This window comes from Kushneria sinocarnis, assembly GCF_003633775.1.
Taxonomy (GTDB): Bacteria; Pseudomonadota; Gammaproteobacteria; order Pseudomonadales; family Halomonadaceae; genus Kushneria; species Kushneria sinocarnis.
Map to the genome: position 1 here is coordinate 136100 of NZ_RBIN01000009.1, position 14802 is coordinate 150901.

Below are 14802 nucleotides of genomic sequence, written 5' to 3' on the forward strand. Positions count from 1 at the left end.
TGCGACCCGCCCCGGGATGATCCGGGCCCCGTACCGGATGTCAACTCCGGTAGCGTTATCGGGACAGGTTCAGTGGCAGGATGCCGCGACCGGCTGACGGCCGCTGACCGTGACACTTGGGAGCAGGCATGAAGGATTCAACCGGTTTACACCGGTTTCAGGGCCGGGTGCCGCAGCTGTTGCTGTCGCTGGGCGTCGGCGCCGTGGGCGGTGCGCTGTTTGCGCTGGTGCAGTTGCCGCTGGCATGGATGCTGGGGCCCTTGTGCGCCAATCTGCTGGTGGCGATCGGGGGAGCGCCGGTGGCAGTGCCGGAACGCTGTCGGGCCACCTTCATGGGTGTGCTGGGGCTGGTACTGGGCGGCCGGATCACGCCGGCCTTCGTGCATCAGGCGCTGGCGTGGCCGGCCTCGGTGCTGCTGCTGATTATCGGCATCAGCACCAGTACGGCCGTGGTGGCGCTCTGGTATCGGCGCGGCTGTGGTTTCGATCGGGTCAGTGCGCTGTACTCCTCGACTCCCGGTGCCATGACCGCCATGATCCTGATGGGAGAGCGTGCCGGCGGTGATCCCCAGCGCATCACCGTCTCGCAGTCGCTGCGGGTACTGGTCGTGATCCTGACCCTGCCGGCCCTGTTCTGGCATTTCGGGGCAGCGGCCGATGCCAGTCGCAGCTATCCGGCCACCGAGGGCGTCTGGCTGTTTCTGCTGCTGCCCCTGATGATCTGGCTGGGACGGCTCTTGCGCCTGCCCCAGGCGTCCCTGCTGGGGCCGCTGCTGTGTGCGGCACTGCTCGGGGGGCTGGATGTCGTGCATTTCCAGCCGCCGGGCTGGGCCATGAACCTGATGCTGTGGGTACTCGGCTGTGCCATCGGCGCCCGCTTTCGCGGTCTGGCGCCGCGCCTGCTGCTGCGTTACGCAGGGCAGACGCTGGTCGCCTCGATCATCGTGCTGGTCATGATGGTCGGCTTCGCCGAGCTGATGCACCAGTGGCTGCAGATCGATCGGGGGGTAGCCATTCTGGCACTGGCGCCGGGCGGTCTGGGCGAGATGGCGCTGGTGGCCCTGTCGCTGAACATCGATCCCCTGTTCGTGACCTTCCATCAGCTGGTGCGGGTGGTCCTGCTGGTGGTGCTGGCGCCGCTGGTCATGCGCTGCCTGCTGCGCTGGCGCCGCAGCAGTGCCGACGATGCCCGCCGGGAGACGCCGGAGTGACATGGAGGGGCTGCCTGAAAGCGTTGCCTGTTGTCGGCGTCCATCGGCACTGTTATGATGCTCGCTCGGTTTGGCAGGCCCGGCCTGCTGAAGGCTGCAATCTTCTGATCTGACGGTAAAATCGTGATCAGAACGGCAGTCTGATAACCGGTTATGGTGGCCCTTGTCGGTCCTCCCGCAACGCGAAATCGCAAACCCCGTCAGGCCCGGAAGGGAGCAGCGGTAGTGATGGAGCCGTGTGCCGGGATGTGGCTGATGAGGGTCGCCACCCTCCGATATCCGTGTTCCGATTTCCGATCGAACTCCTGTCGCCATGTTGTTCTGACCGCAATGCCGAAGGCGGGTGCGTGCCGTCAGCGTGATGCCGGGCCAGCATCACTGATCAGTCGCGATAGTGCGCCAGGCACTGCTCCAGATAGAGCTGTGCGATGTGCCCCGGGGTGGCACCGGTATATTCCGGATTGGTGTAGATCAGCCTCATTACCAGACGGTACTTTCGGCTGTACCAGGCGAGCGGTCGGTCGGTGAGGGTGGCCCGGTCGGCTTCGGAGTAGCGCTGCTCATCGGCCCCTTCGAGGGTCCGGAGCATCCGGCGGGCCATCTCGTCGGCGTTTTCAAGCTCTTCGGCAAGCGGTATCCGGGCGTCCCGATCCCGTGCCATGCGCTCGGCGAATCCGCTCTCGGTGGTGCAGAGCAGTTCGTGAATGTCGCCTGCCGGTGCCGGAGTGGCCGGCAGCGAGAGCAGCAGGAGCCACAGTGATCGTTTCATGCCCGGTGCCTCCGACGAACGGTGTCCTTCAGCCTGGCGGCCGGGGGTGCTTTCGTCGTCCCGTGGCCATGTTGATCGGCCCGACCGGCATGCCAGCCGCATGCAGCACCTGCTTTTCGCCGTCATGTCCAGTCGATAGAATGAACGGGCAGTTCGGTACCCGAGCGGTCCCGAGTGCACTTCAACACCGTCGGCATATGCTGAACCGTCCATGTCCTGTCGATGAACGACGGACCCCAGAAGAGTTCCCGGCAGCTGCATGAGCTATCAGGTACTGGCCCGCAAATGGCGGCCGCGCACGTTTCATGAACTCGTCGGTCAGGAGCACGTCAGTCGTGCCCTGGTCAATGCGCTCGATCAGGGCCGGTTGCATCATGCCTATCTGTTTACCGGTACCCGCGGCGTGGGCAAGACCACGCTGGCCCGGATTCTGGCCAAGTGTCTGAACTGCGAACAGGGGGTGACCTCCACGCCCTGCGGCCAGTGCGATACCTGCCGTACCATCGACGAGGGGCGCTTCGTTGATCTGATCGAGGTCGATGCCGCCTCGCGGACCCGGGTCGAGGATACCCGCGAGCTGCTCGAGAACGTGCAGTATGCCCCGACCCAGGGGCGCTACAAGGTGTATCTCGTTGACGAGGTGCACATGCTGTCGACCCATAGTTTCAATGCGCTGCTCAAGACGCTCGAGGAGCCGCCTCCGCACGTCAAGTTCCTGCTGGCCACCACCGATCCACAGAAACTGCCGGTGACGGTGCTGTCGCGCTGCCTGCAGTTTGCCCTCAAGCAGATGACGCCCGAGCGCATCGTCGAGCATCTCGACCGGGTACTGAACAGCGAGCAGGTCGAGCATGAGGAGCGTGCCCTGTGGCTGCTCGGGCGAGCGGCCAATGGCTCGATGCGCGATGCGCTGTCACTGACCGATCAGGCCATTGCCTTCGGGGAAGGGCGGCTGGATCATGCCGATGTCGCCGCCATGCTGGGGACGCTCGATCACCAGCATGTCATCAGTCTGGCCGAGGGGCTGGCTGCTGCCGATGCGCCGGCGCTGCTGGACACCGTGGCGCGGCTGGCCGAGCAGGGTCCCGATTTCGCCGATATTCTCGACTCCCTGTGCAGCATCTTTCACCGTCTGGCGATCGCGCAGATGGTCCCCCAGGCGCTGGATAACGCCCAGGGCGACCGGGAGGTGCTGCTGACGCTGGCCGGCCGCTTTACCGCCGAGGATGTTCAGCTCTACTACCAGATGGCGCTCAACGGCCGCCGTGACATGGAGCAGGCCCCCGAACCGCGCAGTGCGCTGGAAATGGTGCTGCTGCGCATGCTCGCCTTCCGCCCCCAGGGCGTGCCGCGCCCGGCCGACACGCCGCTGCCGATGCGTGGCAGTGATGGCGGCGACGGATCGTCGGCCGCGGGGCCCCCGGACGCGGCATCCTCGGATGCCGCGTCACCGGCGGCTGCGTCATCGAACCCTGAGGCCTCGGCCGGCTCGTGTGCTTCCGGCGGGCACGAGCCGGATTCGGCCTCGCCCACGGAGGCGCCGGCGCCCGGTGCCTCCGTCGAGGGCTCCGCGGCCGAATCTGCCGGGGCCGCCCCCGACGAGATGGCAACGGCGAGCGACACGTCGGACATGGCGGAGGCCGCCGAAGAGCTGCCGCAGGAGTGGCAGGAGTTCGAACAGAGCCTGTCCGGGGATGCCTCCCCGGCGCTGCCCGATGAGGCCTTCCAGGCCGGGAGCACCGATTCCGAAGGGGATGACGAGGACGATTCGGGGGCTGATGCAACGGCCGCCATGCAACTGCCACCGGACGCCTGGGCGTCAGCTGACAGCGACGATGCCCCGGCTGCCGAAGAAACGGACGAAGAGGCGCCGTCACGGGAGAGCGAGGTTGCGGCAGAGCCGCTGGCACCTGCCGAACCGGCCGCTTTCGGGGCGAGTGACTTTCATGCCCCGGTCGAGGCCGACCACCATCGCCTGACCGCGGCCGGCTGGCTGGCGCTCTTCCCGCAGCTTTCGCTCTCCGGCATGACGCGCAATCTGATTGCGCACTGTGTGGTCGAGCAGGATGATGGTCATCATCTGACGCTGCGACTGGACCCCTCACAGGGCGCCATGAATGCCGAGATTCATCAGCAGCGACTGGTGGCGGCGCTGGAAGCTGCCGGTTACGCTCGCCATGTGACGCTGCAGGTGGGTGAGCTCGACGCCGACATGGAAACGCCGAAGGCGCGCAGTGATCGGCTCAGCGCCGAACGCCGCGAACGAGCGGTTGAAGCGTTGCGCAACGACCCGCATATTCGGGAACTGGAACAGCTTTTCGATGCGCGTCTGCTCGATAACAGCGTCCGGTCATTCGAGGCCGAGTGATCGGATCAGACGGGCATTCTCCCATCCATCGAATTTTTCCCTGAGAGGTGAACGACATGTTCAAGGGCGGCATGGGCAACATGATGAAGCAGGCCCAGGAAATGCAGGAAAAGATGCAGCAGGTCCAGGAGGAGATCGCGCAGGCCGAGGTGCACGGGGAGGCCGGTGCCGGCATGGTGAAGGTCACCATGAACGGTCGCCATGACGTGACCGATATCACCCTCGATCCCACGGTCATGGAAGAGGACAAGGAATTTCTCGAGGATCTGCTCGCAGCTGCCGTCAATGATGCCGTGCGCAAGGTGGAGGCGACCTCCAAGGAGCGCATGGAGGAAGTGACCGAGGGCATGAACCTGCCGCCCGGTTTCAAGCTGCCGTTCTGAACCGATCGAGTTGTCGATGACCTTTTCGCCACTGGTTGAACAGCTGCTGGAAAGCCTGCGCGTGCTGCCCGGCGTGGGCCCGCGTACGGCACAGCGCATGGCACTGCACCTGCTCGAGCGTGACCGTGAAGGCGGTCTGCGGCTGTCGCAGGTGATGGCCGAGGCGCTCGATCGGGTGGGTTACTGCCGGCGCTGTCGCAACCTCACCGAGCAGTCGCTGTGTTCGATCTGCGAGGAGACCCGGCGCAGCGACCGAACCATCTGCGTGGTCGAATCTCCTGCCGATCTGATGGCGATCGAGGAGGCCGGTGGCTACCAGGGCCGCTATTTCGTGCTCCACGGCCATCTGTCGCCGCTGGACGGGATAGGGCCCGAGGATCTGGGGCTCGACGCGCTGGAAAAGCTGGTGCGCGAGGAGGCCCCGGACGAGGTGATCCTGGCCACCAACCCTACCGTGGAAGGCGAGGCCAGCGCGCACTACATTGCCGAGCAGCTGCGGCCGCTGGAAATCCGCCTGTCACGGCTGGCCTACGGGGTGCCCATGGGGGGCGATCTCGAATACGTTGACAGTGGTACGCTGTCGCGTGCCTTTCTCGGTCGACAGGCCTTCAGTGATTGATCCCGCCATCCCGACCATACCTGCAGCCGACGGATTCCGAGCGACATGACCCCGAACGTGGCCTGGCATTTCATCGATACCCCCGAACAGCTGGACGAGGCCTGTCAGGCGCTGAAACGACACGGTGTGCTCGCCGTGGACACCGAGTTCATGCGGGAGACCACCTTCTATCCGATCCCGGCGCTGATTCAGCTCGGCAATGAGGAGGTCGTCTATCTCATTGATCCGACGGTAGTGTCGCCCACGCCGGCGTTGCGCGCCCTGCTGGGAGGCGAAGGCCCGCTCAAGCTGCTGCACGCCTGCGGCGAGGATCTCGAGGTCCTCGTGCGCTGGCTGGGCATGCTGCCACGGCCGCTGGTCGATACCCAGCTGGCCCATGCGCTGCAGGGGGGCGAGCCGACCCTCGGCTATCAGCGGCTGGTGGCACACTGGTGCGACGTGGCGCTGCCCAAGGAGGAGACCCGTTCCGACTGGCTGATTCGTCCGCTGAGCGAACGCCAGTGTCACTATGCCGTTCAGGATGTGGCGTGGCTGCCGGCGGTCTGGGCACGGCTGGAAGAGACGCTGAGCCGCCAGGGTCGGCTGAAATGGCTGCATGCCGACTGCGAGCGGCTGGTCGAGGCGGCCGATACGGTGCGCGACGACATGCAGTGGTATCGCCGTCATCGCAATGCCTGGCGGCTCGGTCAGCGTCAGCTGGCAGCGCTGCAGAGACTCTGTGCATGGCGTGAACATACCGCGCGCGAGCGCAATGTGCCGCGCAATCGGTTGTGCAGTGATGCGCTGCTGTTCATGGTGGCCGAAGCCATGCCGCGCAACCGCCATGAGCTGTCGCTGATCGACGAGATGCGTCCGTCGCTGATCAAGCGGGAGGGGGATGCCCTGCTGGGGGCCGTGCGTCAGGCGCGTGAACTCGATGAGTCGGCGCTGCCCGAGCCGTTGCCCTCTCCGATTTCGGCCGACTGGAAAAAGCGGATGAAAGCGCTCAGGCGGGTGGTCCAGGCGCATGCCGAACAGCTGGCCCTGGCCCCCGAACTGCTGGCGCGGCGCCGTGAGCTGGAGCGCTGGGTGGCCGCGGACATGGCCGGTCATGCCGTGGCCGACCCCGATCCCGGCGACTGGCGGGGGCATCTGCTCAATCATGAACTGCGCGCTGCGCTGAGACAGCTGGGTCAGGGAGAGCGTCAATGAAGGGGCTGCTGTGCGATGTCTATCGCAGTCCGCGGCGGGAAGAGATGTATCTCTACGTTGAGCGTGCCCGGGGTCTGGAAGACGTGCCCGAGGCGCTTCTGAAGGAGTTCGGCCGGCCCGAAACGGCACTCACCCTGCTGCTCACGCATGAGCGCTCGCTGGCCCGGACGGATGCTGCCCGGGTCATCGAGCATATTCGCAGCCAGGGCTACTATCTGCAGATGCCGCCCGGTGGCAGTGTGCTGGAGCGTGATCGCGCCTTTTATACCGGGCCTGCCGATCGCGACAACGAGGCCGGGTGACCCGGTCGGGAGCAGTGATGCGTGAACGGTTCTGGGAGCGCTTTCCGCTGGAGGCGCTCGATCATGCCGAATGGGAAGCGCTCTGCGACGGCTGCGGGCAGTGCTGTCTGCTCAAGCTGGAGGACGAGGAGAGCGGTGACATCGCCACGCTCTCCGTGGCCTGCCGGTTGCTGGACACCGAAGGCTGCGGCTGCAGCGATTACGCTCATCGTTTCGAGCAGGTGCCGGGCTGTACACGGATCACTCCGGAACGGGCCGGGAGCTTTCACTGGCTGCCGGAGACCTGTGGCTATCGCCGGGTCCATGAAAACCGGCCGCTGCCCGACTGGCACCCCCTGATCAGCGGTGACCCCGAGGCCGTTCATCGGCTCGGCATCAGCGTGAGCGGGCGGGTGCGCAGTGAGACCGGCGTGGCCGACGAGGACCTCGAGGATTACATCATCGCCGTGCTGCCGGTCGACGCTTCCCGCTGAACCCGGCGTATCGGCCTCCGCGTCAGCCTCCTGCCATGCATGGCTAGCCCGGCGCCGGAGTGGTGGTGCGCTCATCCATCGGCGTGCTGACATCCGAAAGCCCCAGTGACCAGAGGATGAAGGCATCCTGACGAGCGATGTCGCGCCACGCCTCGAAGCGGCCGGAAGCGCCGCCATGGCCCGCGTCCATGTCGGTGCGCAGCAGCACCGGGCCGCGGGCACTGGCCAGTTCGGTCAGGCGGGCGTAGAGCTTGGCCGGCTCCCAGTACGGCACCCGGGTATCAAACCAGCTGCCCTGCAGATAGACCGCAGGCCAGGGGGCCGGCGCCAGATTGTCCAGCGGTGAATAGTCGCTGATGCGGCGCCGGGCGTCGGGTTCGGCCGGGTTGCCCCACTCGGTGTACTCTGCCGTGGTCAGCGGCAGCTCGGGATTGTCCATGGTGCGCAGCACATCCACGAAGGGGACATCCAGTACCGCGGCACAGAAAGCGTGCGGATCGAGATTGACGCTGGCGGCTACCAGCAGCCCTCCGGCGCTGGCGCCATAGGCGGCAATACGCTCCCCGTCGGCGAGGCCCTGTTCGACCAGCGCATTGCGGGCAGCGAGAAAGTCGCGAAAGCTGTTCTGCTTGTGCTCCAGCTTGCCGGCCAGATACCAGGGTTCACCACGATCGCCGCCGCCACGCACATGGGCCACGGCGAAGGCGGCGCCGCGCTCGAGCAGTTCCAGCCGGGAGATCGAAAACCAGGGGTCGAGCACCTGGCCGTAGGCGCCATAGCCGTAGAGCAGGGTGGGCAGGGGGCCGCCGTCGAGAAGATCGGCCCGGGCGACGATCGAGACCGGCACCCGCTCGCCATCGAAGGAGGTGGCCCAGATGCGCCGGCAGGCGAGCTGCCCGGGATGCAGCGAGCCATGCACCGGCTGCTGGCGCAGCAGTTGTCGGTCGCCACTGTCGAGATCGATCTCTTCCCAGCGGGGCGGGGTGGTAAAGGATTCCTCGCGCAGTCGCAACCGGCGGCTGGTGAAGTGCGGGTTGTCACCCAGCACCTGGCTGCAGGGCGTTTCGAACAGGGGCAGCCATGCGTCACGGGTAACGGCATGCGCCTCGTCGAGCTCCAGCAGTCGCAGCTGGACCTGGGCCTGATCGTGATCGCGCTCGGTCACTACCAGCCCCCAGCTGAAGGTATCCACGCCCTCCAGGGTGATCCGGTCACGATGATCGATGAAGGGCTGCCAGGTCAGGCCGGCGGGGTCGGCGGCCGCGAGCAGCCGGGCCTCATCCAGCCAATCCAGCCGAAAGTGCACGGCATCGCGATTATGATGGATGTAGAAGACGCCCGGACGGTGGTCGAGGCTGTATTCGACGCCGCTTTCGCGCGGGCGGATGCAGCGCAGTCCGGCCTCCGGTTGCGCGGCCGGCAGCAGATGGCACTCCGAGGTGTCCTTGGAGGCCGTCTCGATGACCAGCCAGTCACGCGAGCGGGTCTTGCCGAAGCCGACCCAGAATTCGGCATCCGGCTCCTCGAAGAGACAGCTGGCCTCCCCGCCGTCAAACGGTCGTCGCCAGATCGTGGCCGGCCGCTGGGTGTCGTCATAGCGACAGAACAGCAGGGTGTGGCCATCCTCGGCCCAGCAGAGATCGGGCGCCACACCGCTCTCCAGGAGGCAGGGCTCGCCATCGGGAAGCCGGCGGACGAACAGGTCGAAGAACTCGTCGCCCCGGGTATCCACGCTCCATGCCAGCCACTGCTCGTCGGGTGAGGGCGTCATGTCGCCAAGCTCGAGAAAGCTCGACTGCTCCGACAGGCGCTGCAGGTCGAGCAGACATGTCCACCGGCTGTCGTCGCCGATGGGGTGACGCCAGAAGACCGGGTAGTCGGCGTCACGGGCGGTTTCGCTCCAGTAGACGTAGTGATCGAGCGGTGTGGCAAGGCCGGTCACGGCGAGTTCGCGGCGGGCCAGATGACCGTGGTAAAGGCGCTGATAGAGCGGCCCCAGCGGGCGGAACCACTGCTCGAAGGTCTCGTTGACGTCGCTCAGGAAGCGACGCACTTCGGGGTCATCACGCTGCTCCAGCCAGTGCCACTCGGGATCGCTGTGCCGATGATAGCGGGTGACGGGGTGATGAGCGTCGAATGGGGGCGTTGGCGGCTGTGCTTTCATGGCATGAAGTGTAACATGTCCGACTGAATATACCGGGAGACTTCTGGCGTGCTGATTTCGGATTCCCTGCCGCTGCTCTGGCTCTGCTATATCGTGCTGGCCCTGATTGTGCTGATCACGGGCTATCTTGCCTTCTCCTTCCTGCCGCGTCTGCCGCGCTGGGTACTGGTCGGACTGGTGGCGGGCGCCCTGCTGATGCCGGCGCACTTCACCATTCCCGGGCCGAAGGAGCAGCTTGGCTACTCGGGCTGGGCGCCGGCGCTGGTGGTGACCGTGGTCGGCGTGCTGCAGGGCAAGGCGGGGCAGATAGCCGGCGCCGGCCTCTGGATGCTGACCGGCATGATCGTGGTCGGCGGGCTGTTCGGCTGGCTCTCCTTCCGGCGCCGCCACGACGGCAGCGGCGACGACTCGACCGGCGGGGGCTCGGCGCCCCGAGGTGAACATGGCCGGTCGTCGCGGACTGCCGGTCGGCAGCGCAGCGCTGACGATACCCGGCAGGCCCCGGCCGGCGCCGGTCGGCGTGAACCTTCGCTGGGGCGGTAACGTGCATGAAGCAGCGCTTGCATCGGATATACCCCGCAGACACTGGCCGATGGGCCCGGCCCGGCCACTGGCTGCTGATCGGGCTGCTGCTGCTGACGCTGTCGCTGCCGGCCGCGGCGGCGCGCCAGGGGGAGGTGCGGCTGGTGCTGGACGTCTCCGGCAGCATGAAGGGCAACGACCCCGGCAACCTGCGCGCCAATGGTGTCCGGCTGCTGGTGGAACTGCTGCCCGCGCAGCTGCGCGCCGGCCTGTGGACCTTCGGTGATCGGGTCGCCAATCCGCTGCCGCTGGCGAATGTCGACGAGCAGTGGCGTCAGCGCGCGCTGGCAGTACTGCCGCGCCTGACCGACTATCAGCAGTTCACCGATATCGAGCGGGCCCTGCGGGAAGCCGCCCGGGCCGACGGGGCCGGACCGGTGCATGTCATTCTGCTCACCGATGGCATGGTCGATATCCCGGCCGCCGGAAGCAGCAAGCAGGCGCACGATGCCGCTTCACGCCGGCGTATCCTCGAACGGCTGGCGCCCCGGCTCGCCGAGCGGGGGGTGATCGTGGATACCATCGCGCTCTCCCGCAATGCCGATATTCCGCTGCTGCGCAGGCTTGCCCAGCAGACCGGCGGTCTGGCCTCGGTGGCCGAGACCCCCGAGGCGCTGCTGCGCTCCTTTCTCGATGTACTGGGGCGCGTGGTCCCCCGCCAGGAGGTGCCGCTCGATCAGGGCCGGTTCGCCATCGATGACCGGGTCGACAGCTTCACGGCACTGCTGTTTCACGATAGCGATGATCCGGCCGTATCCCTGACCACGCCCCGGGGAGAGACGCTGACGCGCAACTCCGCCGGAGTGCGCTGGCGGCACGACGAGCGCTTTGACCTGATCACCGTACCTTCGCCGGCCGAAGGCCGCTGGCAGGTCAACGGTGCCATCGGACCCGGCAGCCGGATTCTCATCGACTCCGCGCTGCAGCTGGCCGGGGCGCCGCTGCCGGCTACGCTCTATCAGCATTTCGCAGTGCCGCTGGAGGCCTGGCTCGAGGGGCCGGGCAGTGAGGAGGATGCGATCCGGATCACGGCCGAACTGCGACAGCAGGGGACGTTGCTTGACCGAGCCTCCCTGACCCGGGATGACGAGGGGCATTTTCACGGCCAGCTCGAGCCGGGCGATGCCAGCGGTAACGCCCGCCTGCAACTGGTGGCGCGGGGGGAAACATTCACTCGACTGCGTCAGCAGAGTGTGGATATTGCACCGGCGATTTCGGCCAGCCTGGCCGACGACCAGTCAGCAATTGCGCTGCAGGCCGCGTTCGGGCGTCTCGATCATCACAATACAACGCTGACGGCCACCCTGCAGGGCGAGGCGCTGCCGGTGGATACGCCTGCGCCGCAGCGCTGGCAGGTCGCGCTGCCGGCTCAGCTGCCCGATGTTTCGGTACCGGTGGCACTCTCCGCCCGGGTGCAGCTCGACGGCGAGACGCGGACCATTGCGCTGCCGCCGGTACAGCTCAACGCGTCGTCTGCCGTGGGGGTGTCCGGGGCGCGATTCGATCGGGAGGCGCCTGATGCGCAAAGCCTGGCGAATGATGACGAGGCCGAGGCAGCTGACGAGGACACGGGGTGGTCATTCCAGCAGCTGTGGTCACGGGCGCAGGCGCAGTGGCCGCAGCTGCAGCGTCGGCTGACGGCATATACAGGCGCGCCCTGGTGGGCGGTCGTGATCGCTGCATCGGGGCTGGTCTGGCTGGTACTCCTGATGCGTCGGCGCCGTCGGCGGCGTCAGCGACACAGGCGCCGGGAGCCGCATCTCTAGGTCATGGTGCCCGATCGGGGCGCGCGGCCGGCAGGCCGCGCGCTCGGAGAGCCGGGTGACTACTGCTGGGTTTCCTGCTCGGTAAACATGCCCTCGAACATGGCAGTAGAGAGATAGCGCTCGCTGCTGTCCGGCAGGATCACGGCAATCGACCTGTCCGCCCACTCCGGATCCTTCGCCAGTCGCAGTGCGGCCACCATCGCGGCACCGCAGGAGATGCCTGCCATGATGCCTTCCTCGGCCATCAGCCGGCGTGCCATGGCGATGGCATCCTCGCTGGAGACGGCCTCGACCCGATCGACCAGCGACAGGTCAAGGTTCTGCGGGATGAAGTTGGCACCGATGCCCTGAATCTTGTGCGGAGCCGGTGTGATCTCCTCGCCGCGCATGCGCTGGGCGATGATCGGCGATTCGGCGGGCTCGACCGCGACCGAGTAGAGCGACCTGCCGCGGTGGTTTTCAAAGTAGCGCGACACACCGGTAATGGTGCCGCCGGTACCCACGCCGGCCACCAGCACGTCGAGATCGCCATCGGTGGCATCCCACAGTTCCGGACCGGTGGTCTGTTCATGAATCCCGGGGTTGGCAGGGTTCTCGAACTGACCGGCCAGGAAGTAGCGCTCGGGCTCGGCGTCGCGCATCTCGATGGCCTTGTCGACGGCGCCCTTCATGCCCTTCGCCGGCTCGGTCAGCACCAGTTGCGCACCCAGCCCCTTGAGCACCTGGCGGCGCTCCAGACTCATCGAGGCAGGCATGGTGAGAGTGACCCGATAGCCGCGGGCGGCGCCGACGAAGGCCAGCGCGATGCCGGTGTTGCCGGAGGTGGGTTCCAGAATCTCCATGCCGGGCTTCAGGGCGCCGCGTTTTTCGGCATCCCAGACCATGTTGGCGCCGATCCGACACTTGACCGACAGCGCCGGATTGCGCGCCTCGATCTTGGCATAAAGCCGGGGATGGTCGGAAAGGTGGTTGATACGCACCAGCGGTGTGCCACCGATCGATTGCGAATTGTCTTCGAGAATGTGACTCATGCTCCTGCTCCACGCGGATCCTCGCCCAGCGAGGCGATTGGGTTGCAACATCGGTGTCTCAATCCTAGCACTTTCGCGCGCGCCGACGTGTGCCGGCTATCATGCTAGAGTAAGCGCCACCCGGCGCCGGCTCGGCCGGAACCGGTGCTGCCGATCGCCGTGAGTGGGAGAGTGAATGAGTCGGGATGAGGGATCGCGGGCCCTGCTGGAAGGGCCCGAACTGAATGCAACGGACAACGCTGACTCGATCATCGAAGTGATCGGCCATGCCTGCGAACGTTTTGCCGATCATGCGGCCTTCAGCTGCCTGGGGCGCACGCTGCGCTATCGTGAACTCGATTGCCTGACGCGCCGCTTTGCTACCTGGCTGATCGAAGAGACGTCACTGCAACCCGGTGATCGCTTCGCCGTGGTGCTGCCCAATATCCTCCAGTACCCGGTTGCGGTATTCGGCGCCCTGCGGGCCGGGCTGGTGATCGTCAATACCAACCCGCTCTACAGTGCCCAGGAGATGCATCATCAGTTCGAGAATGCCGATGTAAAGGGCGTGCTGGTCTTCGAGGGGATGTTGCAGCGGGTCAGCCAGGCGCTGGAGCGTCGGCCACTGGCCTGTGTGGTGACCACCGGCATTGCCGATCTGCATCAGGCACCGCGCCGCTGGATGCTGCAGCTGGGGATGCGCCTGAAGGCGCGCGGTCGTCATGCAGCGTCCATTCCCGGCAGCATTGCAATGCGTCATGCCCTGCGTCCCGAGCTCGATCGTCATGCCGAACGGGCGCCGCGCTGGGGACGGGGAGAGGATCCTGCCGTACTGCAGTATACCGGCGGCACCACGGGAAAGCCGAAGGGTGCCATCCTCTCCCATCGCAACCTGATCGCCAACATGCGACAAACCGGTCAGGTGCTCTCCGATGTGCTGGAAGTCGGGCAGGAGGTCATCATCGCACCGCTGCCGGTCTATCATATCTACACTTTTACGGTGAACTGCATGTTCGCCTGCGAGACCGGCAATCACAGTGTGCTGATTCCCGATCCGCGTGACATGAAACGCTTCATCCGCACCCTTGAAAAACAACCATTCTCGGCTTTTGTCGGACTCAATACCCTGTTTGCCGCACTCTGCCGCCAGGAGGCGTTTCGTCGGCTCGATTTTTCACGGCTCAAGCTATCGGTATCCGGTGGCATGGCGCTCAACGGTGCGGTGGCCGATCGCTGGGCGGAGGTTACCGGCTGCCGGATCCTGGAAGGCTACGGCATGACCGAAACCTCGCCGGTGGTCTGCGTCAATCCACCGGATGACATGCGCCCGGGATTCATCGGCCGTCCGGTAGCGGCCACCCGGCTGCAGGTGGTGGATGATGAAGGGCGGCCGCTGGACTATGATGAACCGGGCGAACTCTGCGTCAAGGGGCCGCAGGTCATGGCGGGCTACTGGCGCTGCGAGGAGGAGAGTGCCTTCGATGGTGCCGGCTGGCTGCACAGTGGCGATATTGCCGTGCTCTCCCGCGATGGCTTCGTGCGCATCGTCGATCGCAAGAAGGACATGATCGTGACTTCGGGCTTCAACGTCTATCCCAATGAGGTGGAAGAGGTCCTGACGGCGCATCCGGAGATCAGCGAGGCGGCCGTGATCGGCGTACCCGATGAAGAGAGTGGCGAGCGGGTGCAGGCCTATGTGGTGGCGCACAGCGAACAGCTGGATGCCGATACCCTGCGGCAGTGGTGCCGCGAACGGCTGACCGGTTACAAGGTGCCGCGCAGCTTCGAGTTCCGTGAACAGCTGCCGCGCAGCAATGTCGGCAAGGTGCTGCGTCGCGCCCTGCGCGAGGAGTCGGCGTGATGGCCGCCGGCCGCACACTGTCCGCCCGCCCCGGGAGCACGTTACAATAGCGGTTTCCTGTCACCGCTTTCCGTTCGATCCGCTCCGGCCCCGCCTGCAGGCA

General features: G+C 66.2%; 13 protein-coding genes and 1 other RNA gene. 11 read left to right on the forward strand and 3 right to left on the reverse strand.

The features are described 5' to 3' along the window. Nucleotides 1-128: 128 nt before the first annotated feature. Together C7446_RS14730 and ffs are read left to right on the forward strand one after the other, a co-directional pair. Nucleotides 129-1211 carry an AbrB family transcriptional regulator gene (locus tag C7446_RS14730; protein WP_121173879.1) on the forward strand — a complete coding sequence of 361 codons (1083 nt, stop codon included), beginning with the start codon at nucleotides 129-131 and terminating at the stop codon, nucleotides 1209-1211. A 164-nt stretch (nucleotides 1212-1375) separates the two neighbouring features. Further along, nucleotides 1376-1472: signal recognition particle sRNA small type (ffs, locus tag C7446_RS14735), an RNA gene on the forward strand. Nucleotides 1473-1593: 121 nt separating this feature from the next. Here the strand turns inward: ffs and C7446_RS14740 are convergent. Further along, nucleotides 1594-1980, reverse strand: coding sequence for a hypothetical protein (locus tag C7446_RS14740; RefSeq protein WP_121173880.1), 387 nt, complete (start codon nucleotides 1978-1980; stop codon nucleotides 1594-1596). A gap of 259 nt (nucleotides 1981-2239) precedes the next feature. Between C7446_RS14740 and dnaX the strand changes: the two genes are divergently transcribed. From dnaX to C7446_RS14770, 6 genes are read left to right on the forward strand one after another with little or no spacing between them, the layout of a single operon-like run. Continuing rightward, complete coding sequence (dnaX, locus tag C7446_RS14745; RefSeq protein WP_121173881.1) at nucleotides 2240-4348, forward strand: DNA polymerase III subunit gamma/tau; 2109 nt, start codon at nucleotides 2240-2242, stop codon at nucleotides 4346-4348. A 56-nt stretch (nucleotides 4349-4404) separates the two neighbouring features. Beyond that, nucleotides 4405-4731, forward strand: coding sequence for a YbaB/EbfC family nucleoid-associated protein (locus C7446_RS14750; RefSeq protein WP_121173882.1), 327 nt, complete (start codon nucleotides 4405-4407; stop codon nucleotides 4729-4731). Between the two features lie 16 nt (nucleotides 4732-4747). Beyond that, nucleotides 4748-5350, forward strand: coding sequence for a recombination mediator RecR (gene recR, locus C7446_RS14755; RefSeq protein WP_121173883.1), 603 nt, complete (start codon nucleotides 4748-4750; stop codon nucleotides 5348-5350). 45 nt (nucleotides 5351-5395) lie between these two features. Beyond that, nucleotides 5396-6541 carry a ribonuclease D gene (gene rnd / locus C7446_RS14760; RefSeq protein ID WP_121173884.1) on the forward strand — a complete coding sequence of 382 codons (1146 nt, stop codon included), beginning with the start codon at nucleotides 5396-5398 and terminating at the stop codon, nucleotides 6539-6541. Beyond that, nucleotides 6538-6843: a YcgL domain-containing protein gene (locus tag C7446_RS14765; RefSeq protein WP_121173885.1), complete on the forward strand. Its 306-nt coding sequence runs from the start codon at nucleotides 6538-6540 to the stop codon at nucleotides 6841-6843. The genes rnd and C7446_RS14765 overlap by 4 nt, the downstream gene beginning before the upstream one ends. 17 nt (nucleotides 6844-6860) lie before the next feature. Continuing rightward, a complete protein-coding gene (locus C7446_RS14770) occupies nucleotides 6861-7316 on the forward strand; it encodes a YcgN family cysteine cluster protein (RefSeq protein ID WP_121173886.1) in 456 nt (151 codons plus the stop codon). A gap of 43 nt (nucleotides 7317-7359) precedes the next feature. On the opposite strand, the gene C7446_RS14775 is transcribed toward C7446_RS14770, so the two are convergent. Beyond that, nucleotides 7360-9480, reverse strand: coding sequence for a S9 family peptidase (locus tag C7446_RS14775; RefSeq protein WP_121173887.1), 2121 nt, complete (start codon nucleotides 9478-9480; stop codon nucleotides 7360-7362). Between the two features lie 48 nt (nucleotides 9481-9528). On the opposite strand from C7446_RS14775, the gene C7446_RS14780 reads away from it, so the two are divergent. Both C7446_RS14780 and C7446_RS14785 read left to right on the forward strand, forming a co-directional pair. Further along, a complete protein-coding gene (locus tag C7446_RS14780; protein WP_121173888.1) occupies nucleotides 9529-10023 on the forward strand; it encodes a hypothetical protein in 495 nt (164 codons plus the stop codon). A 5-nt stretch (nucleotides 10024-10028) separates the two neighbouring features. Beyond that, nucleotides 10029-11828: a vWA domain-containing protein gene (locus tag C7446_RS14785; protein WP_121173889.1), complete on the forward strand. Its 1800-nt coding sequence runs from the start codon at nucleotides 10029-10031 to the stop codon at nucleotides 11826-11828. 59 nt (nucleotides 11829-11887) lie between these two features. Here the strand turns inward: C7446_RS14785 and cysK are convergent, their stop codons facing one another. Next, complete coding sequence (gene cysK / locus C7446_RS14790; protein ID WP_121173890.1) at nucleotides 11888-12859, reverse strand: cysteine synthase A; 972 nt, start codon at nucleotides 12857-12859, stop codon at nucleotides 11888-11890. Nucleotides 12860-13034: 175 nt separating this feature from the next. On the opposite strand from cysK, the gene C7446_RS14795 reads away from it, so the two are divergent. Beyond that, nucleotides 13035-14699 (forward strand): AMP-binding protein, encoded by a 1665-nt coding sequence (locus C7446_RS14795; protein WP_121173891.1) that lies wholly within the window; start codon nucleotides 13035-13037, stop codon nucleotides 14697-14699. The last annotated feature ends 103 nt before the right edge of the window (nucleotides 14700-14802 follow it).